A 20,770-nucleotide genomic window follows, 5' to 3' on the forward strand; every position below is an offset into this window, starting at 1 on the left:
ACGCTTGATTTCGCGGACATTCAGGGCAAGTCTGAACGTATGAACTACCAACCCATCGCACCCGCATTCGCCGCGCCGGATCAGGTGGCCTTTCACCGGACCGAGCTGGGCATCATCCTGTCGCTCTACGGGCGCATGGTGGCGGCGGGCGAGTGGCGCGACTACGGCATCTCGAGCCTGCGCGACGTGGCCGTCTTCTCGGTCTTTCGCCGCACGGCCGAGCATCCGCTCTACCGGATCGAGAAGCGCCCCAAGCTGCGCGGAAGGCAGGGGCAATACGCCGTGATCGGGATGGACGGCCAGATCCTCAAGCGCGGCGCGGACCTGCGGCAGGTGCTGCGGGTATTGGAGCGCAAGCTGATCCGCGCGGTGGAGTGAACCCGGAAGGGGCGCCCGATGAGCCTCGAGACCTACCTGCTCTACCTCGCTGCAGTGGCCGTGTTCTTCGCCACGCCGCCCGATACCAACCAGCTTCTGATCATTTCAAACGCTATCCGCCACGGGCTGCGGCGCAGCCTCTGGACGGTGTTCGGAGACCTTTCGGCCAACGCAATCCAGATGAGCGCCGCCGCCTTCGGCCTTGCGGCGATCATCGCCACTTCGGCCACGGCCTTCGCCCTCATCAGGTGGCTGGGCGTCGCCTATCTTGCGTGGATCGGGTTGCAGCTGATCCTGTCGAAGGGCGGCGCGGACGAGGCCAGCCCCGCGCAGAACAGCGCCGCGCGCCTCTATCGCCAAGGCTTCCTCACATCGATGGCCAATCCCTTCGCCGTCGTGTTCTTCGGCGCGCTTTTCCCGCAATTCATCGACCCCGCCGCGCCGGTGCTGCCACACCTGGCCATTCTCGGCGCGACCTATCTGGTGGTCGACGGCGCGATCCTGATGCTTTGGGGGTGGCTCGGCGCACGGGCGGCGGGCGCCCTGCGCGGCGCGCGCTTCGGCCTTGTGAACAAGATCTGCGGCGGATTGATGCTGGCGGGCGCGGCGCTTCTCGCGCTCAAGGACATGCGCCCCGCGCGGTAGTCACTCCCGCCAGTCGAAAAAGCCCGGCCCCGCCTCGCGCAGCATGTCCGCCGCCATGGCGCGGCCCAGCTCGGCTCCGTCCGCGATGGGCGCGCTGCGCGCATCCTTGATCGATTGCGAGCCGTCGGGGCGCAGCACCTCACCGCGCAGGTGCAGCATGTCGCCGTCGAGCTCGGCCAGCCCGGCGATGGGCGTCTCGCAGGAGCCATCCAAAGCGGCCAGAAACGCGCGCTCGGCGGCGAGGCGCTGGCCCGTCTCCGCGTGGTGGATCGCGCTCAGCATCTCGGCGGCGCGGGCATCATTCGCGCGCCGTTCGATCCCGATGGCGCCCTGCGCGATGGCGGGCAGCATAACCGACGGATCGAGCGCGCTTTGCGCCACATCCGTGCGCCCCAAACGGTTGAGGCCCGCCATGGCGAGGAAGGTGCAGGATGCGACGCCGTCCTCGAGCTTCTTCAGCCGGGTCTGGACGTTGCCGCGAAACTCGACCACCTCGAGATGCGGATAGGCCACGAGCACCTGCGCGCGGCGGCGCAGGGACGACGTGCCGACCTTCGCACCCTCCGGCAGATCCGCCAGCGTGGCATGCCCCGGCGAGACGAACCCGTCGCGCACATCCTCGCGCGGCAGATAGGTGTCGAGCAAAAGCCCCTCAGGCTGGAGCGTCGGCATGTCCTTCATCGAATGCACCGCGATGTCGATCTCGCCCGACAGGAGCGCCTCCTCGATCTCGCGGGTGAAAAGCCCCTTGCCGCCGATCTCCTTCAGCGGCCGGTCAATGATCCGGTCACCCGTGGTCTTGATCACCACGATCTCGAACGCCTCGAGCGGCAGGTCATGCGCTTCGGCAAGGCGCGCGCGTGTTTCGTTCGCCTGCGCGAGCGCAAGCGGCGAGCCGCGTGTGCCCAGTTTCATCGGGGCCATGGGAGTGGGCATTTGCATTGTCATGCAGGAGGTTTAATTGTGCGTGGGACACGACGCAATAGAGCGCAGGGTTGACATCGCATCATCGCGCGGCGACCACCCGGGACGCAGAGAGAAGGACGCATCATGGCCCACCCCACCCCGGACAAGACGATCCTGCGCGCGCTCGCGGGCGAGACGCTGCCGACGCCGCCCATCTGGATGATGCGCCAGGCGGGCCGCTACCTGCCCGAATACAAGGCGACGCGGGCCGAGGCCGGGGATTTTCTCTCGCTCTGCTACAATCCCGATCTGGCGACCGAGGTGACGCTTCAGCCCATCCGCCGCTACGGCTTCGACGCCGCGATCCTTTTCGCCGACATCCTTCTGGTGCCGCAGGCCCTGGGCGCGGATCTGTGGTTCGTCACCGGCGAAGGCCCGCGCCTTTCGACCATCACGGGCGAGGCGGAACTGGCGCAGCTGCGCCCCGTGGACGAGATCCACGAGACCCTGTCGCCGATCTACCAGACGGTGCGCAACCTCGCCTCGGCGCTGCCCAAAGAGACGACGCTGATCGGGTTCGCCGGCGCGCCCTGGACCGTCGCCACCTACATGATCGCCGGGAAGGGCACACCCGACCAAGGCCCCGCGCATGAGCTGAAGGGAACGCATCCCGCGGTGTTCGATGCGCTGATCGAGCGTATTACAGCGGCGACGATCGAATACCTTTCAGCGCAGATCGACGCGGGCGCGGAGGTCGTCAAGATCTTCGATAGCTGGGCCGGATCACTGAAAGGCCCCGATTTCGACCGCTACGCGCTGGAGCCTACAAAGAAGATCATCTCCGAGCTGAAAAAGCGCCACCCGAACACGCCCATCATCGCCTTCCCGCGTCAGGCCGGCGAGAAGTATATCGGCTTTCACGCCGCCACGGGCGCCGATTGCGTCGCCGTGGACGACAGCGTGAGCGCCCAGTGGGTGGCCGAGCATGTGCAGCCCGGCGGCTGCGTGCAGGGCAATCTCGCCTCGCGGCACATGGTGACGGGCGGCGACGATCTGGTGCGCGAGACGCGCGCCATCGTCGAGGCGCTGCAGGGCGGCCCGCATATCTTCAACCTCGGGCACGGCATCACGCCCGATGCGGACCCGGCCAATGTGCAACTGATGATCGACACCGTTCGCGGCGCCTAGATCACTTGCGGCCCCGCATCTTCTTCGGCGTTTTCGAATGGAAGGTCGGCGGGCGCTTGCGGACCCATGCGATGAACTTGGCCAGCCTCGGATGCGCACGCAGCGCCTCGGGCGTGTTGAACTCGCGGGCAAGCTCCGCCTCGCTCAGCGTCGCGTGGATCTCGTTATGACAGATCTGATGGACCAGAACGACCGGGCCGCCCTTGCCGCCCTTCAGCTTGGGCACGAGGTGATGGAGGCTCTGCCGCGCATCGGGCGGGATGGGGCGCTGGCAGATCGGGCATATCGGGTGCTCGGCGTCCATCGCTTGATCCTCGGGTCTCTTCGGCCCATGAGGATGGCGCGGCTGCGCGGGGAGGCAAGGAATTGATCGCTGAAAACACGCCCTTTGCGCTCGTCATCGGCGCGGGTCCGGCCGGTCTGATGGCCGCGGAGGCGCTGGCGCGCGGGGGCCATTCGGTGATCGTGGCCGAGGCCAAGCCATCGCCCGCGCGCAAGTTCCTGATGGCAGGGAAATCCGGCCTGAACCTGACGAAGGCCGAGGAGGATGAGGCGTTCCGCGCGGCCTTTGGCGCGGACGCGGCGCCGCTCCATCCGATCCTTGCGGCCTTCGGCCCGGACGCGGTGCAGGACTGGGCGCGCGGGCTGGGCCAGCCGCTTTTCACAGGCTCGACAGGGCGCGTCTTTCCCGAGGTGATGAAGGCCTCGCCCCTCCTGCGCGCGTGGCTCGCGCGTCTGGAGGGGATGGGCGTGCGGATCATGCGGCGCTGGCGCTGGCTGGGCTGGGACGGCGGTGAGGTGCTCATGAAGACGCCCGACGGCGACCGGCGGCTGACCCCCGGGGCCTGCGTTCTGGCCTGCGGCGGGGCGAGCTGGGCGCGGCTCGGCTCGGACGGCGCATGGGCCGCGCATCTGCCGGGCAAGGTGGCGCCCTTCCAGCCCGCGAACATGGGTTTCGCGGTGGACTGGTCAGCGCATATGGAGCGTCATGTCGGCCGCCCCGTCAAAGGGATCGCGCTGCATGCCGGGCACATGGCATCGCGCGGCGAGATCGTGCTCAGCCGCGCCGGGATCGAGGGCGGCGGCATCTACGAGGTGTCGCGCGCGGTGCGGGAAGGCGCGGCGCTCACGCTGGACCTCATGCCCGATCTGACGCTCGAGGAGGTGCGCCGCCGCCTCGCCCGCAAGCGCGGCAAGGAGAGCATCGCGAACCACCTGCGCAAGGCGCTGAAATGGACGCCCGAGAAGCAGGCGCTGCTGATGGAATTCGCACGGCCCCTGCCCGATGATCTGGCGCCCATGATCAAAGCGCTCCCGGTGAGTCACAAGGGCCCGCTGCCGATGGATCAGGCGATCTCGACGGCGGGCGGGCTGCGCTGGGAGGCGCTGGATGCCGCGCTGATGCTGAAGGACCGCCCAGGCACCTTCGCCGCCGGGGAGATGCTGGATTGGGAGGCACCGACGGGCGGCTATCTCATCACGGCCTGCCTTGCGACGGGGCTTCACGCGGGGCGAAATGCGGCGGCATGGATTAAGAAAGGGCACCAGCCCTAAACCACCTCGCCCGCGTCCATCCGATCGAGAAACGCCTCGGCAGTATCGAGCACCTCGCGGCGCTTTTCCGCGTCCATCTTGTCCCATGTGCGGAACACCATGCCCATGCGGTGATTGCCCTCGAACCGCTGGCGATGCCGGTCCAGGAACTGCCAATAGAGCGTGTTGAACGGGCAGGACCCCTCGCCTGTCTTTTGCTTCACCGAATAGGCGCAGCCGTCGCAATAGTCAGACATCTTGTTGATATAGTTGCCGGAACTGACATAGGGCTTCGATGCGATGATGCCGCCATCGGCCCATTGGCTCATGCCGATCACATTGGGCGCTTCGACCCACTCATACGCGTCGACATAGACCGACAGATACCACTCGTGCACCTCTTCGGGCGCGATCCCGGCCAGCAGCGCGAAATTGCCGGTGACCATGAGGCGCTGGATATGGTGGGCGTATCCCTCGTCCCGCGTCTGGCCGATGGCGGCCTTCATGCAGGCCATTTTCGTCTCGCCGCCCCAATACATCCACGGCAGCTTGCGGTCATGCCGCAGGATGTTGCGCGAGGTGTAGTCCGGCCCCTCGCGGAAATAGATGCCGCGCATGTATTCGCGCCAGCCGATGATCTGGCGGATATAGCCCTCGGCGGCGTTGATCGGCGCATCGCCATCCTTCCACGCCTCTTCGACCCGCTGGCATACCTCCAGAGGTCCGAGCAACCCGAGATTGATGTAGGGCGAGAGGAGCGAGTGGTTGAGAAACGGCTCGCCCGTCAGCATCGCGTCCTGATAGTCGCCGAAGCCTTCGAGCAGGTATTTCACGAAGTGATCGAGCGCGCGCAGGGCCTGGCCCCGCGTCACCGCGAAGTTGAAGGGGCGCAGGGTGCCGAAATTGTTGTCGAAGCGCCGCTCGACAAGCTCCAGCACCTCCTCGGTGATCTCGTCGGGCGTGAAGGACATGGGCGCGCTGCGCAGCATGTCGGACTGCGCGGGCTTGCGGTTGTCGTGGTCGAAATTCCACTTGTCGCCGGCCGGCTCGCCATCCTTCATCATCAGCCCGGTCTTGCGCCGCATCTCGCGGTAGAAATACTCCATCCGCAGCTCTTTGCGGCCCTCGGCCCAATCGTTGAACTCATCGAGCGATGCGATGAACCGATCATCCGCCAGCGTGGTCAGATCGAGCGGCATGTCGTCCAGCGCCCCGATCAGGCGCCATTCGCCGGGCCGGGTGCAGATCACCTCGCGCGCCCCATGCGCATCGGCGCGGCGCAAAAGCTCGCCGGGGATGGAGCCGCTGTTCTCGGCGTCATCGAGCTTGGAATAGTCCACGGTCCAGCCATCCTCGCGCAGCTCCTGCGCGAAATGGCGCATTGCCGACAGGATCAGTGCGATCTTCTTGGGATGGTGCGGCACATAGCCCGTCTCGTCCGTCACCTCGGCCATGACGACGACGTCGCGCTCCTTGTCGGCCTTGGCGAGCGCGCTCAGCCCCTTGCTCAGCTGATCGCCGAGGACGAGAACGAGGCGCGGGCTCACCACTCCACCCGCTCGCCCTGCCAGTCGAAGAAAAGGCCGGTATCGTCCGGGCCGAGCCCTTCGAGCACGCTCAGCAGATTATGCGCGGCCTCGCTCGGCTCCACGGTCTTGTGGCGGCCCGCGTATTTCGCGGTGAAATCCGTGGCGACGGTGCCGGGATGGAGCGCGACGCAGACAGCCTCCTTGTGCGTGCGCTTCAATTCGATCGCGGCGCCGTGGATCATCTGGTTGAGGGCGGCCTTGGCGGTGCGGTAGGAATACCATCCGCCGATCTGGTTGTCGCCGATGGAGCCGACCCGCGCCGAAAGCGCGGCGAAGCACGAAGGCCCCTTGCGCGGCAGCATCGGCAGCGCGTGCTTCATGACGAGCGACGGCCCGATGCAATTGACCGCGAACTGATCCGCCATCGCCTTGGCGCTGATGTCCTTCAGCGCCTTTTCCGGCTCGGCGCCGTCCACTTCCAGCGCGCCGGTGGCGACGAAAATCAGCTGAAACTCGCCCTCGGCCTTCTTCATGCAGTCCGCGACGCTCGCCTCGTCGGTGACATCGAGCCCGTCCTCGCTGCGCGAGAGCGTCGTCACGTCACTGCCGTTTTCCTTGAGCCGCGCGGTGATCGCGCTGCCGATACCGCCCGAGGCGCCGATGATGAGGGATCTGTGTGTCATGGCCCGAATGGTAGAGGCGCGGCCCGGCCCTTCAACGCCCGGTATGGAAAAAACCGTCTTTTCATCACCGCGCGCTTTGCGTAACGTCAGGGCCATGACGAACGCGCAGCATATCCCTACGGATGCCCACGGCCCCGCCCGTGCGCGCCTTGCTGCCCTCCTGCTGCTTAGTCGCCTCTGAGCGTGCCGGCCCGGCGCGAGCGCTCAGGGGATGTGACATAGCGCGCCGGAACCCCACCCGGATCAGCATCAGGACCAAAACCATGCAGAAAATCAATCTTGCCGCCAAGCTGGCGCAATTCGAGACCCATTGGGACCCCAAGGTCGTCGCCAGTTACAATGGCAACGATGTGATGGTCGTGAAATTCGCGGGCGAATTTCCCTTCCACAGCCACGCGGACACGGACGATTTCTTTCTCGTGCTTTCGGGAAGCGTGACGATGGATTACGAGGGCGCCGAGAGCGTCACCTTCGGGGCGGGCGAGCTTGTCGTCGTGCCAGCGGGCCAGGTCCATCGCCCCCGCGCCGATGCGGAGGCGCATGTCCTGCTGATCGAGCCGAAGGGCGAGCCCAACACCGGCAACAGCGGCGCGCCAGCGGCCGCCAAAGACCATATTTGAGACGGAAGACGACCATGACCCATACACCCAAAAAGCGCGCCTCGGACGAAGGCAAAGACCGCGTCTATATCTTCGACACCACCCTGCGCGACGGCGAGCAATCGCCTGGCGCCACCATGACCCATGCCGAGAAGCTGGAGATCGCGCAGCTTCTGGACGAGATGGGCGTCGATATCATCGAGGCGGGCTTTCCCATCGCCTCCGAGGGCGATTTCCGCGCCGTCTCGGAGATCGCCAAGCGCAGCAAGGATGCCGTGATCTGCGGCCTCGCGCGGGCGAACCTCAAGGATATCGACCGCTGCTGGGAGGCGGTGAAGCACGCCCGCCAGCCGCGCATCCACACCTTCATCGGCACCTCGCCGCTGCACCGCGCCATCCCGAACCTCACGCAGGACGAGATGGCCGAGCGCATCCACGAGACGGTGACCCATGCGCGCAACCTTTGCGACAACGTGCAATGGTCGCCCATGGACGCGACCCGCACCGAGTGGGACTATCTCGCCCGCGTCGTCGAGATCGCCATCAAGGCGGGCGCGACCACGATCAACATCCCCGACACGGTGGGCTATACTGCGCCCGTCGAATCCGCCGAGCTGATCCGCCGCCTCATCAAGGAGGTGCCCGGCGCGGACGAGATCATCTTCGCGACGCATTGCCACAACGATCTGGGCATGGCGACGGCCAACAGCCTCGCCGCCGTCGAGGGCGGCGCGCGGCAGATCGAATGCACGATCAATGGCCTCGGCGAGCGCGCGGGCAACACCGCGCTGGAAGAGGTCGTGATGGCCATGAAGGTGCGCGGCGACATCATGCCCTACCGGACCGGCATCGACACGACCAAGATCATGAACATCTCGCGCCGCGTCGCCACGGTCAGCGGCTTCGCCGTGCAGTTCAACAAGGCGATCGTCGGCAAGAACGCCTTCGCGCATGAGAGCGGCATCCATCAGGACGGCATGCTCAAGAATGCCGAGACCTTCGAGATCATGCGCCCCGCCGATGTGGGCCTTGCCGAGACGAATATCGTCATGGGCAAGCATTCGGGCCGCGCCGCGCTGCGCTCCAAGCTGAAGGATCTGGGCTATGAGCTGGCCGAGAACCAGCTGAACGATGTGTTCGTGCGGTTCAAGGAACTCGCCGACCGCAAGAAGGAGGTCTATGACGAGGACCTGATCGCGCTCGCCACCACCGAGGCCGCCGAGGACGAAAACCGCCTTGTCATCAAGTCGCTGCGTGTCGTCTGCGGCACCGAAGGGCCGCAGACCGCCGCGCTGACGCTCCTGATCGACGGGGCCGAGCACAGCACCGAAGCCACCGGCGACGGGCCGGTCGATGCCAGCTTCAACGCGGTCAAGCAGCTCTTCCCGCATGAGGCGCGGCTGCAACTCTACCAGGTGCATGCCGTGACCGAAGGCACGGACGCGCAGGCGACCGTCTCGGTGCGGATGGAAGAAGGCGGGCGGATCGTGACCGGCCAATCGGCGGATACCGATACCGTCGTCGCCTCGGCCAAGGCCTATGTCCACGCGCTGAGCCGCCTCATCGTGCGCCGCGAGAAAGCGGGCAAGGACACGCCCGAGGTCAGCTACAAGGACGTCAGCTGAGCCAAGCCTCCAGCGGAAAGATACCCCCAAGGGTTGCGCGAAAACCCTTGGGGGACGCCGCCGTCAGGCGACGATCATGTACATCTTGCGCAGCTTCTGGGTGATCTCCCAGACGACATGCTGGCCCTTGGCGATGTAGAACGTATCGCCCGGCCCGAAGCTTTCGCTCCGCCCGTCCTCATGCGTGAGCGTCACCGCCCCCTCGACCACGGTCATCATCTCGTGCACCGGCCAGGACGCGACCACCTCGCGGCAGGGCGCGCATTCCCACGTGCCGACCGAGATGCTCTCGTCGGCGGTCTCGAAATGGGTGTGGTTGCCTTCCGAGCGGTCGTCGGTCGTGAAGGCATCCGCGCCGGTCAGCGACGAGGGCTGCATGGGCGGGGCGGGATCGATGCGGAATGTTTCCTGGCTCATGACGTCTTGTCCTTGTCGCTGCCGTTCTGCGTGCCGTCCGCCCATTCCCACGGGCGCGTGAATTCGCCCAGCGCCGCGCCGACGCGGTCGTCGCTCGCGCTTCCGTCGATCTGGGCGACGAGGCCGCGTTTCTTGTCGTCGTAAACCTTGGCGACGCGCGCGTCGCTCCCGGCCTCTTCGAGGGCCTTGTCGTAGATCCGCTTGATCGCGAGCTTGCGAAGGTCGGGCTTGAAGACCTTGCCCACGGCGGTTTTCGGCAATTCATCAAGAATTTCGATGTATTTCGGGATCGCCGCCCGTTCGCGCACGCGCTGGCGGCAATGCTCGAGCAGCGCCTCGGACGTGACCTCGCCGCCCTCGACAAGCTCCACATAGGCGCAAGGCAACTCGCCCGAATGCGCGTCGGGCTGGCCGATCGCGCCGGCGCCCGCGACGGCGGGATGCGCCATCAGCGCCTCCTCGATCTCGGCGGGGTCGATATTGTGCCCGCCGCGAATGATGAGATCCTTGGCGCGCCCGGTGATCCACAGATAGCCGTCCGCGTCGATGCGGCCCAGATCGCCCGTGCGCAGGTAGTCGCCGTGGAAAAGATCGCGGTTGCGGGCGGGATCGGTATAGGTCTCGCCCACCGATACGCCGGGATTGTTGATGCAGATCTCGCCCACCTCGTCAGGCTCGCAGCGCACCGGGCCGTCATCCGTCATGCGGATGATGCGCACATCCGTATAGGGCAGCGGAATGCCGACCGAGCCGACTTTCTTCTCGCCCTCGGGCGGGTTGACCGACACAAGGCAGGTCACCTCGGTCAGGCCGTAACCCTCGATCACCTTCATGCCGGTCGCGCCCTCGAACCGCTTGAAAAGCTCGAGCGGCATCGGCGCGCTGCCGGAAAAGGCGTTCTGGACCCGGCTGATATCGGCATCCACCTTGCGCTGCATGAGCGCCGCGACGGCGGTCGGCACGGTGATGACGAAGGTCACGCCCCAGCGCTCGCACAGCTTCCAGAAATTGCCGATCACGCCTTCGCCGCGATAACCGGCGGGTGTCGGCAGCACGATCTGCGCGCCCGATTTCAGCGCCGACATAAGCACGACATGGCAGGCGAAGACGTGAAAGAGCGGCAGCGGGCACATCAGCACGTCCTTCTCGGTGAAGAGAAGGTGGTCGCCGATCCATCCGTTATAGACCATGCCGGAATAGCGGTGCTGCGCCATCTTCGGCATGCCGGTCGTGCCGCCTGTGTGGAAATAGGCCGCGATGCGGTCCTTGCCGCCGTCGTCGAAGCTGAGCGTCTTGGGCTGGCGCGCGACCTCGGCGGCGTAGCTCAGCACATCGGCGCGATGCTTGGTGGTGTCGCGCGGGCGGATGAACGGCACGATCCAGCTTTTCGGCGGGCGCAGATAGCGGTTGAGGTCGATCTCGAGCACCGTGCCGACCTTCGGCGCGTGACGCACGGCCTCGGCGGTCTTGGCGCTGATATCGGTCTTGGGAAACGCCTTGAGCGTCACGACGACGCGCGCGCCCGTCTCGCGCAAGAGCGCGGCGATCTGCTCGGGCTCGAGCAGCGGATTGATCGGCGCGACGATGCCCGCGATCATCGCGCCCAAGGTGGCCGCCGCCGTCTCGAGGCAATTGGGCAGAACCAGCGCCACGGCGTCGCTCTCCTGCACGCCGAGGCTGCGGAAGAGATTGGCGGCGCGGCAGACTTCGGCATGAAATTCGGCCCAGGTCTGCGTCACCGCCGGATCCTTGGCGCCCGATGTCAGCTGATAGCCGATGGCCGGACGGTCTGGAAAGGCGCGGGCCGTCTCGGCCAGCATGGCGTGCATCGTCGCGGGGCGCTCGCGCGCCTCCCACGGCATCTCGTTCTGGATATCCAGCGCATCCTGTCGAACGGCGAATGTCATCGCGGCCTCCCCTCCTCGTGACGTCTCGTCATATGTCCGAGCGAGAATGATGACGATTGGTCGCGGGCGCAAGGTGCAGCGCGCAAGATCGACGCTTGACTCTTTTTGTCGGAAAAGAGATGTAGTTGATGAATTTTGTCAGAATAAAAGGATTCTCGTCCATGCTACGCTCTTTCACCCTCGCCACGTCGCTGGTCGCGCTGGCCGGCACCGCCATGGCCGCAGAGGTCAACGTCTACTCCTCGCGCCACTATGACAGCGACGATGCGCTCTACAACAAGTTCACCGAAGAGACTGGCATCACGGTCAACCGCATCGAAGGCAAGGCCGACGAGCTGATCGCGCGTCTCGAGGCCGAGGGCGACAACAGCCCGGCGGACGTGTTCATCACCGTCGATGCGGGCCGCATGGCGCGCGCCGAGGAGACCGAGATCCTCCAGCCCTACAATTCCGAGGTCATCAACGAGGCTATTCCCGCGAACCTGCGTCACCCGGACGATCTGTGGTTCGGCGTCAGCCAGCGCGCACGCATAATCTTCTACGCCAAGGACCGCGTCGAGAACCCGCCGCAGACCTACGAGGCGCTGGCCGATCCGCAATACGAAGGCCAGATCTGCATCCGCTCCTCCACGAACATCTACAACCAGTCGCTGCTCGCTTCGATCATCGAGGCCGATGGCGCCGAGGCAGCCAAGGAATGGGCCGCGGGCGTGGCCGAGAACATGGCGCGCGAGCCGCAGGGCGGCGATACCGATCAGCTTCTCGGGATCGTCTCGGGCGAGTGCGACATCGCGGTGTCGAACCACTACTACTACCTGCGCGCCTTCAGCGAAGAGGTCGAAGGGCTGACGTCTAACACCGACAATATCGGCTGGGTCTGGCCCAACCAGGACGGTCGCGGCACGCATGTGAACCTGACCGCCGCCGCGATGGCCAAATCCGCGCCCAACCCAGAAGAGGCCAAGGCGCTGCTCGAATTCCTGACCAGCGATTTCGCCCAGACGCATTTCGCAAGCCAGAACAACGAGTATCCGGCAGTCGAGGGCGTCACCAACGAGAGCACCGACCGTCTCGGCGAGTTCAAGGCCGACACCACCACGCCGACGGCCGTCTTCGCCTCGAAGGCGAAAGAGGCGCAGGCGATCTTCAACGAGGTCAACTGGCCCTAAGTTTTTGCTTGATCGAGAGATGTCAAAGCGGGCCTTCGGGCCCGCTTTTTCTTTGGCGCCTCAGAGCACTCTCAGGACGGCGCCCGGATTCATGATCCCCGCCGGATCGAGCGCAGCCTTGATCGCGCGCATCGCCGCAAGCTTGGCTGGATCGCCATAGCGCTCGAGATCGCCCACCTTGAGCCGGCCGATACCGTGCTCGGCACTGACCGAACCGCCGAGCGCGTGAACCATGTCATGCACGCATGTCTTGATCGCATCGCGCTGATCCTCGTGCTCGACGCGGCTGCGGCCCGGCACCGGAAAGACGTTGTAATGCAGATTTCCGTCGCCCAGATGGCCGAAGCAATTGATGCGGAAGGCGCCGATCCGGGCAAGCGCGCCGGGCGCCGCAGCGACGAACTCGGCCACCGCGCCGAGCGGCAGGGAGACGTCATGCGAGCTGATGGCGCCGATATGGCGGTTCGCCTCGGGGATGGATTCGCGGATGGTCCAGAAATCCGTGCGCTGTCCTTCGGACTGCGCGATCATGCCGTCGCTGACCAGCCCCGCCTCCAGCGCCGCCTCGAAAAGCGCCTCGAGCGCGCCCGCGGGATCGAGCCCGCGCGCGAGGCCCACGTCGATCAGCACGAACCATTCGGGCGCTGCCTCCCAGGGCTGGCGCACCTGCGGCATCGTCTCGGCAAGGAAATTCAGGCCCTCGCGGTGCATCAGCTCGAAGGCGCTGACCCCCTCGCCCATATGATCGCGCGCCATCGACAAGAGGCGCAGCGCGGCCGCCGGCCCTTCGACCACCATCAGCGCGGTGCCCTCGCCCGCCGGGCGCGGCGCAAGTTTGAGCGACGCGGCGGTAATGAGGCCGAGCGTGCCTTCGGAGCCGATCAGAAGATTGCGCAGATCATAGCCCGTATTGTCCTTGCGCAGCCGTTTCAGCCCGTGCCAGACCTCGCCCGACGGCATCACGGCCTCGAGCCCGAGGCACAGATCGCGCGCATTACCGTAGCGCAGCACGTTGACGCCGCCCGCGTTGGTGGCCAGCAGCCCGCCGATCCGTGCGCTGCCCTTGGCCGCGATGCTGAGCGGAAAGAGGCGGTGCGCCTTCTCGGCGGCGTCATGCACGTCTGACAGGATCGCGCCCGCCTCGACGATCATCACGTTTTCATCCGGATAGACCTCGCGGATGCGCGTCATCCGCTCGAGGCTGACGAGCAGCGGCGCGGCCCCGCCTTGCGCCACCTGCCCGCCGACGAGGCCCGTGCCCCCGCCATAGGGGATGACCGGCACGCGCGCTTCGCAGGCGAGCCGGAGCGCGGTCGCCGCCTCCTCGGCGCTTCCGGGCGCGACGACGGCGCAGGCCCGCCCTTCCCAGCGCCCGCGCGGCTCGGAGAGGTAGCGCGGCGCGACCGCGCGCAGCGCGGCGGCGGGCAAGGCGCCGGAGAGACGGGACAGAAAATCGGCGGGATCGCTCATGCGTCCGATCCTAGCGCCGCGCGCAGGGGCCGCAAATGGCAAAAGCGGCGCTCAAAGCCCCGCGTCGCTGCGCCCGCGCCGATCACCGCGCAGCGCGGCATAAAGGACATGCGTGCGCCAGCGCCCGCCGATCTGAAGATAGCTCTGCGCGACGCCCTCGTATTTGAAACCGGATTTCTCCAGAAGGCCGCGCGACGCCGTGTTCGACGGCAGACACGCCGCCTCGATCCGGCTCAGGTCGAGCCGGTCGAACGCGTAATGCACGACCGCAGGGATCGCCTCGCGCATGTAGCCCTGCCGCGCATAGGCCTCGCCGATCCAATAGCCGAGCGTGCCGGACTGGCTCGGACCGCGCCGGATATTGTCGAGCGTGATGGCCCCCAGAAGGCGCTCGTCCTCGCGCCGGATGAGGAAAAGCGGGAGCGCCGTGCCGCCCGAAATGCTGCGCTGCGCCCAATAGACGCGATTGGTGAAACCCTTGCGCGACAAATGGTCGGCGGCCCATGTCGGCTCCCACGGGGTCAGGAAATCAGCCGAGACGCGGCGCAGATGCGCCCAGTCCCGAAAATCGCTCATCATCGGCTGGCGCAGGCTCATCCGCTCGGTCTCGATACGGATCTTGCGCCGCGTCAGCAGCATCACGCAGCGCGCCGGGTCTGCAGAGCCTCCAGCGTCGGCGCGTCCTCGACCGGGCCATAGAGCGCCAGCGCGGCGGGCGCCTCAGCGACGGTGCGCTCGGCGATGGCGCGCACATCGGCCAGCGTCACGGCATCGATCTTCTCGACCACCTCCTCGACGCCGGGCACGCGGCCCCAGATCTGAATCATCCGCGCGAGGCGCTCGGCCCGGTTGCTCGGGCTTTCCAGCCCCATCAGAAGGCCCGCCTTCATCTGCGCCCGCGCGCGCTCGATCTCGTCGGGGCGCATGTCGCTCGCGGCGCGTTTCATCTCGTCGATGGTGATCTCGGCCAGACCGGCCATGGAATCGCCCGAGGTGCCGGCGTAGATCGTCATCATGCCGGTATCGGCATAGGCTCCCGCCTGCGCGTAGATGGTGTAGCACAGGCCCCGCTTCTCGCGGATCTCCTGAAAGAGGCGCGAGGACATGCTCCCGCCGAGCGCGGTGGAATAGATCTGCGCCGCGTGGATCGCCGGATCGCCATAGTCGGGCGATTCGAAGGCCAGCGCCATATGCGCCTGCTCGAGCACCTTGACAGTGCGGCTCTCGCCGCCGCGAAACTGCGCGCGAGGCGCCTCCTGCACCTCCTTGGGAGTCATGTCGCCGAACATGCGCTCGGCAGCCTTCACCAGCGCCTCATGATCGACGGCGCCCGCCGCCGAGAGCACCATCTGGCCCGGATTGTAATGCTGATCGACGAAGCCGGTCAGATCCTCGCGGCTGAACCGCGCGACGCCCTCTTGCTGGCCGAGGATGGCGCGGCCGAGCGGGTGGTCGGGATAGGCCTTCTCCTGCAGCCAGTCGAAGATGATGTCATCGGGCGTGTCGAGCGCCTGCCCGATCTCCTGAAGGATCACGCCGCGCTCCGTTTCGATCTCGGAGACGTCGAAGACCGAGTTGCGCAGGATATCGCCCACCACATCGAGCGCGAGCGGCACGTCCTGCTCGAGCACGCGGGCGTAATAGGCCGTCACCTCGCGGCTCGTGTAGGCGTTGATATAGCCGCCCACATCCTCGATCGCCTCGGCGATCTGCAAGGCGCTGCGCCGCTTCGTGCCCTTGAAGGCCATATGCTCGAGGAAATGCGCGATGCCGTTCTGCTGCGGCAGCTCGTTACGCGCCCCGGCCAGAACCCAGACGCCGATCGCCGCGGATTTCAGCCCCGGCATGTTCTCGGTCACGATGCGAAAGCCGTTGGGAAGGGTGGTGAGATTGACGCTCAATGGGCGGTCCGTTCTTTTATCAGAGATTCGATGGCGCCCAGATCGTTGGGCAACTCGGTGATGCGTTCCTCGCGGTCATAAAGGTCGGCCATGTGGGCAGGCAAGGGCGGATGCTGGCCGCTGGCCTCCTCGACGGCGGCGGGAAACTTGGCCGGGTGCGCGGTGGCGAGCGTGATCATCGGCACATCGGGCTTCAGGTGCTCTTCGGCCACATGCACGCCGATGGCACTGTGCGGGCAGAGCAGCTCGCCCGTCTCGTTCCATGTGCGCCGGATCGCGGCGCGGGTCTGGTCCTCGTCGCAGCGCCCAGACGAGAAGCTCTCGCGCAGCGCCTCGAGCGCGCCCTGGCTGACGGTGAAGCCGCCCGATTTCAGCTCGTCCATGAGCTGCGCCGTGGCGCTTCCGTCGCGGCCATAGGCCTCGAACAGGGCGCGCTCGAAATTGGAGGAGACCTGAATGTCCATCGACGGGCTGATCGACGGGATGACGCCGTCGGGCGTGTAGTCGCCCCCCGAAAGGCACCGATGCAGGATGTCGTTCTGGTTCGTCGCCACCACGAGGCGGTCGATGGGCAGGCCCATGCGCTTGGCGATGTAGCCCGCGAAGATATCGCCGAAATTGCCGGTGGGCACGGTAAAGCTCACCTTGCGATGCGGCGCACCCAGGGCGACGGCGGAGGTGAAGTAATAGACGACCTGCGCCAGAACCCGCGCCCAGTTGATCGAATTGACGCCCGCAAGGCCCACGGCGTCGCGGAATTCGAAATCGTTGAACATGTCCTTCACGCGGGCCTGGCAATCGTCGAAATGCCCCTCGACGGCGAGCGCGTGGACATTCGCCTCTCCGGGCGTGCTCATCTGGCGGCGCTGCACCTCGCTCACGCGGCCATGCGGGTAGAGGATGAAGACATCCACCGCCTCCAGCCCCCGGAACGCGTCGATCGCGGCCGAGCCGGTATCGCCGCTCGTCGCGCCCACGATGCACACGCGGCTCCCGCTGCGCGTCAGCGAGGCTTCGAAAAGCTGGCCGATCAGCTGCATCGCGAAATCCTTGAAGGCGAGCGTCGGGCCGTGGAACAGCTCCAAAAGGTGATGACCCGGCGCCAGTTGCACCAGCGGCGCGCGCGCGGCATGCGCGAAGCCGGCATAGGCGCGCGCGATGATGTCCTGGAACTCGGTATCGGTGAAGGCGTCGCCGATATAGGGCCGCATCACGCGAAACGCCGCCTCTTCGTAACTGAGGCCCGCGAGCGCGGCGATATCGGCGTGGCTCATCTGCGGGATCGTCTCGGGCAGGTAGAGGCCGCCGTCGCGCGCGAGGCCGGTCAGCATGGCCTCCTCGAAGCTGAGGATGGGGGCCTTGCCCCGCGTCGATACGTATCTCATGGCCTAGCCTTTCGTCTCGCGGCGGCGCGTGATGCGCCAGATCAGATACCCCGTCATCACCAGCCATATCGCGGCGAGCGAGAACCAGGTGATCGCGTATTGCAGGTGATTGTTCGAAATCGCGCCGGTGTCCACCGGCAATGGCGTGATATCGCCGCCCGGCCCGCCCTCCTGGCGCCGCAGGACGAGGAGCACCGGCTCGGTCCCGAGCGTCTCGGCCATCGCGGGCACGTCCCGCGCGAACCAGATACCGCGCTCCCGGTCCGGCTCGGGCGTGTAGCTGTCGATCTCGTCGGGCCAGTGCAGGTTGCCGCTAAGTGTCGCGCGGCCGCCGTCCCGTGGCGCGTCCTTGGCCTCGAGCGGGATGAGACCACGGTCCACCATGATGCGCCGGCCCGTGTCGGTCTCGAAGGGCTGGATCAGGCGATAGCCGGCGCCGAGCTCCTTCGCTCCCACCAGCACGTGGAGTTCAGGGCCCGTGAGCGTGCCCGTTTCGATCACCGGCAGATACCTGTCCGCCTCGGGGCTGAGCTCCGCGGGCAGCGGCGCTGGCTCGGCCGCGAGCCGCGCCTCGATCTCGGCCAGCACGCCCTCCTTCCACGCAAGGCGCTGCACCTGCCACGTCCCGAGGCCGATCAGGATGCCCGCCCCGATCAGACCGATCATCAATGGCACCACCAGACGCCGCATGAACCCTCATCCCTCAAACCGAAAATGCGGAAGGCGCGCCCCCCGCATTTTCATCATTCCATGGAAACTCTCGCCGAGAGCGCCGGAGCTGGCGAGAGGCGCCCGCCTCGGCCCCCGCGTCACTGGCCCCAGATATAGACCGCGGCGAAGAGGAAGAGCCAGACCACGTCGACGAAGTGCCAGTACCAGGCCGCCGCCTCGAAGCCGACGTGATTCTCGGGGGTGAAGTGACCCTTCACCGTGCGCAGGTAGCACACGAAGAGGAAGATCGTCCCGATCACGACATGGACGCCGTGAAAGCCCGTCGCCATGAAGAAGTTCGCGCCGTAGATGTTGCCCGAGAAGCCGAAGGCGGCATGGGTGTACTCGTAGATCTGGAAGCCCGTGAAGAGAACGCCCAGACCCACGGCCAGAAGAAGGCCCTTCTTCATGTCCGCGCGATTGTTCTCATGCACCAGCGCATGGTGCGCCCATGTCGCCGCCGCGCCCGAGCAAAGGAGGATCAGCGTGTTGATCAGCGGCAGGTGCCAGGGATCGAAGGTCTCGATGCCCGCGGGCGGCCAGACGCCGTCGATGCCGGGCGACAGCTCGCCCATCGGATACATCGCATGCTTGAAAAAGCTCCAGAACCATGCGGCGAAGAACATGACCTCGGACATGATGAACATGATGAAGCCGTAGCGCAGGCCGATCCGCACGACCGGCGTGTGATCGCCCGCCTTGTTCTCGGCGATGGTCTCGGCCCACCAGCCATACATGACGTAGAGCACACCCACGAAGCCGATCAGGAACAGCCAGGGCTGGTTGTTCTCGACGGCGGGCGACATCCAAAGCACCGCGCCGAACAGCATGACGAAGCCCGCGACCGCGCCCAAGAAGGGCCAGACGGACGGGGTGAGGATGTGATAGTCGTGGTTCTTTTCTTGTGCCATGTCAGGCTCCCTCGTGGTCGGGCTTATCTTGTGCGGCCGGCAGAGCCGCGTCAGTTGACGGTTCTACCCGTTTCAGCGTCATTCGCAAGTGCGGCCTGCTGCTCGGGCAGGTCGATCTCGTAGAATGTGTAGGAGAGCGTGATCGTGTGCGTGTATTTCGCATCGCGGTCGTCCACGATTTCGGGATCGACGAAGAAGGTCACAGGCATCTCGACGCGCTCGCCGGGCTGGAGCACCTGCTCGACGAAGCAGAAGCACTCGATCTTCTCGAAGAAGCCGCCCGCCTCGTAGGGCGTCACATTGTAGGAGGCCTGTCCCGCGATGGGGCGGTCGGTCGGGTTGTAGGCCTCGTAGAAGGCCAGTCCGGTCTCGCCGATGCGCACTTCCATCTCGCGCTGCATGGGCTTGAAGCTCCAGGCCATGTCGCGCTCGAGGCTGCCGTCGAAGCGCACCTTGATCGTCTTGTCGAGGATCACGTCCGACTCGGCTTCGGCCACGCCGGTCGCGCCGCCGAAACCGGTGACGCGGCAGAACCAATCGTAGAACGGCACCGAGGCCCAGGCCAATGCGCCCATCGTCACCACGACGCCGACGAGTTGCAGCACTGTTTTGCGCGTGTTCCTGCGTTTGGTGTCACCTTCAGTTGCCATATGCGCCTCCTGTGCCCGTCTCGGGGATTGCGAAATCGTCCTGACTGACCTTGGCGACGGTCAGGCCGAAAACCAATGCGACAAATGCTGCCAGAACAAGGCCGAGGCCCAGATTCCGGCTGAACCGGCGCTCGTGCATTTCGTGGCTTTTGCGGAAAAAGGCCATCAGACGCTCCAGACGCCGAAGCCGCGCAACGTGGCATCGATAAGGATCGCGACGAAGAGGCCGAAGAGATAGTAGAGCGAGTGTCTGAACACCGTCTTCTCGACGCCGTAGCCGTCCGCCTCGGCCATCGTCTCGTCGCGGCGCCAGATGCGCCACGCCCCGCGCAGGAAGAGCGCGTTGAGCGCGATCGCGGCCACGAGATAGGCCGGACCGCCAATCGAGGTGAAGACCAGCGCGAAGGAGACCGGCACCAGCAGCACCGTGTAGGCGAGGATGTGATTGCGCGTCACGCGGCGGCCATGCGTCGAGGTGAGCATCGGCACGCCCGCCTCGTCGTAGTCGGATTTCATGAAGAGCGCGAGCGCCCAGAAATGCGGCGGGGTCCACATGAAGATCAGCGCGAACATCAGCACCGCCTCGATGCCGACCGAACCCGTCGCCGCGGCCCAGCCGATCATCGGAGGAAAGGCGCCCGCCGCGCCGCCGATCACGATGTTCTGCGGCGTCCAGCGCTTGAGCCACATCGAGTAGATGACGACGTAGAAGAAGATGGTGAAGGCCAGAAGGCCCGCCGCGACGAAGTTGGTCGCAAGGCCCAGCATGATGACCGCAATGCCCGAAAGCGCGATGCCGAAACCGAACGCCTCGCCCTCGGTGATGCGGCCCGCCGGGATGGGCCGGCCCTTGGTCCGCTTCATGATCCTGTCGATATCGGCGTCCCACCACATGTTGAGCGCGCCCGAGGCGCCGCCGCCGATGGCGATGAAGAGGATCGCCGTGAAGCCCACCACAGGATGCACGCCCACCGGCGCGGCCAGAAGGCCGACCAGCGCCGTGAACACCACCAGCGACATGACGCGCGGCTTCAGAAGCGCGAAGAAATCCGAGAAGCCCGCCTCTTGCGGCTCTGCGGATCCCGCCTTGGACTGGCTGGCGTTGAGGCTTGCATCGCTCATGTCGAACTCCGGTCACGGGCTGCGCGCGGGCAGCTTTCGGC

Annotated in this window: 22 protein-coding genes; 7 read left to right on the forward strand and 15 right to left on the reverse strand. The window is 66.1% G+C overall.

Annotated elements, in window-relative coordinates; genetic code table 11:
• Positions 1-39 precede the first annotated feature (39 nt).
• Positions 40-378, forward strand: coding sequence for a DUF2794 domain-containing protein (locus tag ACGRVM_RS09635; RefSeq protein ID WP_377170452.1), 339 nt, complete (start codon positions 40-42; stop codon positions 376-378).
• Between the two features lie 18 nt (positions 379-396).
• Positions 397-1,023: a LysE family translocator gene (locus ACGRVM_RS09640; RefSeq protein ID WP_377170449.1), complete on the forward strand. Its 627-nt coding sequence runs from the start codon at positions 397-399 to the stop codon at positions 1,021-1,023.
• On the opposite strand, the gene hemC is transcribed toward ACGRVM_RS09640, so the two are convergent.
• Positions 1,024-1,971: a hydroxymethylbilane synthase gene (gene hemC, locus ACGRVM_RS09645; RefSeq protein ID WP_377170447.1), complete on the reverse strand. Its 948-nt coding sequence runs from the start codon at positions 1,969-1,971 to the stop codon at positions 1,024-1,026.
• Between the two features lie 102 nt (positions 1,972-2,073).
• On the opposite strand from hemC, the gene hemE reads away from it, so the two are divergent.
• On the forward strand, positions 2,074-3,117 hold the full coding sequence (hemE, locus tag ACGRVM_RS09650; protein WP_377170445.1) for a uroporphyrinogen decarboxylase: 1,044 nt from the start codon (positions 2,074-2,076) through the stop codon (positions 3,115-3,117).
• Position 3,118: 1 nt separating this feature from the next.
• On the opposite strand, the gene ACGRVM_RS09655 is transcribed toward hemE, so the two are convergent.
• Positions 3,119-3,421 (reverse strand): HNH endonuclease, encoded by a 303-nt coding sequence (locus ACGRVM_RS09655; protein ID WP_377170443.1) that lies wholly within the window; start codon positions 3,419-3,421, stop codon positions 3,119-3,121.
• 62 nt (positions 3,422-3,483) lie between these two features.
• On the opposite strand from ACGRVM_RS09655, the gene ACGRVM_RS09660 reads away from it, so the two are divergent.
• Positions 3,484-4,671 (forward strand): TIGR03862 family flavoprotein, encoded by a 1,188-nt coding sequence (locus tag ACGRVM_RS09660; protein ID WP_377170441.1) that lies wholly within the window; start codon positions 3,484-3,486, stop codon positions 4,669-4,671.
• On the opposite strand, the gene ACGRVM_RS09665 is transcribed toward ACGRVM_RS09660, so the two are convergent.
• Both ACGRVM_RS09665 and ACGRVM_RS09670 read right to left on the reverse strand, forming a co-directional pair.
• Positions 4,668-6,197 (reverse strand): cryptochrome/photolyase family protein, encoded by a 1,530-nt coding sequence (locus ACGRVM_RS09665; RefSeq protein WP_377170439.1) that lies wholly within the window; start codon positions 6,195-6,197, stop codon positions 4,668-4,670. The two genes, ACGRVM_RS09660 and ACGRVM_RS09665, sit on opposite strands and share 4 nt — an antisense overlap.
• Positions 6,194-6,862, reverse strand: a complete 669-nt coding sequence (locus ACGRVM_RS09670) for an SDR family oxidoreductase (protein ID WP_377170437.1) — start codon at positions 6,860-6,862, stop codon at positions 6,194-6,196. The genes ACGRVM_RS09665 and ACGRVM_RS09670 overlap by 4 nt, the downstream gene beginning before the upstream one ends.
• 263 nt (positions 6,863-7,125) lie before the next feature.
• Between ACGRVM_RS09670 and ACGRVM_RS09675 the strand changes: the two genes are divergently transcribed.
• The gene (locus ACGRVM_RS09675) at positions 7,126-7,482 is read left to right on the forward strand and encodes a cupin domain-containing protein (RefSeq protein ID WP_377170435.1); all 357 of its coding nucleotides are present in this window, start codon (positions 7,126-7,128) and stop codon (positions 7,480-7,482) included.
• Positions 7,483-7,496: 14 nt separating this feature from the next.
• Positions 7,497-9,086, forward strand: coding sequence for a 2-isopropylmalate synthase (locus ACGRVM_RS09680; RefSeq protein WP_377170433.1), 1,590 nt, complete (start codon positions 7,497-7,499; stop codon positions 9,084-9,086).
• 63 nt (positions 9,087-9,149) lie between these two features.
• On the opposite strand, the gene ACGRVM_RS09685 is transcribed toward ACGRVM_RS09680, so the two are convergent.
• Positions 9,150-9,503 carry a cupin domain-containing protein gene (locus ACGRVM_RS09685; RefSeq protein ID WP_377170431.1) on the reverse strand — a complete coding sequence of 118 codons (354 nt, stop codon included), beginning with the start codon at positions 9,501-9,503 and terminating at the stop codon, positions 9,150-9,152.
• A complete protein-coding gene (locus ACGRVM_RS09690) occupies positions 9,500-11,410 on the reverse strand; it encodes an acyl-CoA synthetase (RefSeq protein WP_377170429.1) in 1,911 nt (636 codons plus the stop codon). Before ACGRVM_RS09690 ends, ACGRVM_RS09685 begins: the two co-directional genes overlap by 4 nt.
• A 161-nt stretch (positions 11,411-11,571) precedes the next feature.
• Between ACGRVM_RS09690 and ACGRVM_RS09695 the strand changes: the two genes are divergently transcribed.
• Positions 11,572-12,579, forward strand: coding sequence for an extracellular solute-binding protein (locus ACGRVM_RS09695; RefSeq protein WP_377170427.1), 1,008 nt, complete (start codon positions 11,572-11,574; stop codon positions 12,577-12,579).
• A 60-nt stretch (positions 12,580-12,639) separates the two neighbouring features.
• Here the strand turns inward: ACGRVM_RS09695 and ACGRVM_RS09700 are convergent, their stop codons facing one another.
• From ACGRVM_RS09700 to ACGRVM_RS09740, 9 genes are all read right to left on the reverse strand, one after another.
• Positions 12,640-14,049 (reverse strand): FAD-binding oxidoreductase, encoded by a 1,410-nt coding sequence (locus tag ACGRVM_RS09700; RefSeq protein ID WP_377170425.1) that lies wholly within the window; start codon positions 14,047-14,049, stop codon positions 12,640-12,642.
• Between the two features lie 51 nt (positions 14,050-14,100).
• Positions 14,101-14,688 (reverse strand): GNAT family N-acetyltransferase, encoded by a 588-nt coding sequence (locus ACGRVM_RS09705; RefSeq protein WP_377171373.1) that lies wholly within the window; start codon positions 14,686-14,688, stop codon positions 14,101-14,103.
• Complete coding sequence (locus tag ACGRVM_RS09710; RefSeq protein ID WP_377170423.1) at positions 14,688-15,950, reverse strand: M16 family metallopeptidase; 1,263 nt, start codon at positions 15,948-15,950, stop codon at positions 14,688-14,690. Before ACGRVM_RS09710 ends, ACGRVM_RS09705 begins: the two co-directional genes overlap by 1 nt.
• Positions 15,947-17,335: a threonine synthase gene (gene thrC / locus ACGRVM_RS09715; RefSeq protein ID WP_377170421.1), complete on the reverse strand. Its 1,389-nt coding sequence runs from the start codon at positions 17,333-17,335 to the stop codon at positions 15,947-15,949. Before thrC ends, ACGRVM_RS09710 begins: the two co-directional genes overlap by 4 nt.
• A gap of 3 nt (positions 17,336-17,338) precedes the next feature.
• Positions 17,339-18,025, reverse strand: a complete 687-nt coding sequence (locus ACGRVM_RS09720; protein WP_377170419.1) for an SURF1 family protein — start codon at positions 18,023-18,025, stop codon at positions 17,339-17,341.
• 119 nt (positions 18,026-18,144) lie between these two features.
• Positions 18,145-18,957 carry a cytochrome c oxidase subunit 3 gene (locus ACGRVM_RS09725; RefSeq protein WP_377170417.1) on the reverse strand — a complete coding sequence of 271 codons (813 nt, stop codon included), beginning with the start codon at positions 18,955-18,957 and terminating at the stop codon, positions 18,145-18,147.
• Between the two features lie 50 nt (positions 18,958-19,007).
• Positions 19,008-19,607, reverse strand: coding sequence for a cytochrome c oxidase assembly protein (locus ACGRVM_RS09730; protein WP_377170415.1), 600 nt, complete (start codon positions 19,605-19,607; stop codon positions 19,008-19,010).
• Positions 19,597-19,773, reverse strand: a complete 177-nt coding sequence (locus ACGRVM_RS09735; RefSeq protein ID WP_394624046.1) for a hypothetical protein — start codon at positions 19,771-19,773, stop codon at positions 19,597-19,599. Before ACGRVM_RS09735 ends, ACGRVM_RS09730 begins: the two co-directional genes overlap by 11 nt.
• Entirely contained in the window at positions 19,773-20,729 is a 957-nt protein-coding gene (locus ACGRVM_RS09740) for a heme o synthase (RefSeq protein WP_377170411.1), read from the reverse strand. The genes ACGRVM_RS09735 and ACGRVM_RS09740 overlap by 1 nt, the downstream gene beginning before the upstream one ends.
• Positions 20,730-20,770 lie beyond the last annotated feature (41 nt).

Source organism: Roseovarius aquimarinus, assembly GCF_043661195.1.
GTDB classification, from domain to species: domain Bacteria; phylum Pseudomonadota; class Alphaproteobacteria; order Rhodobacterales; family Rhodobacteraceae; genus Roseovarius; species Roseovarius aquimarinus.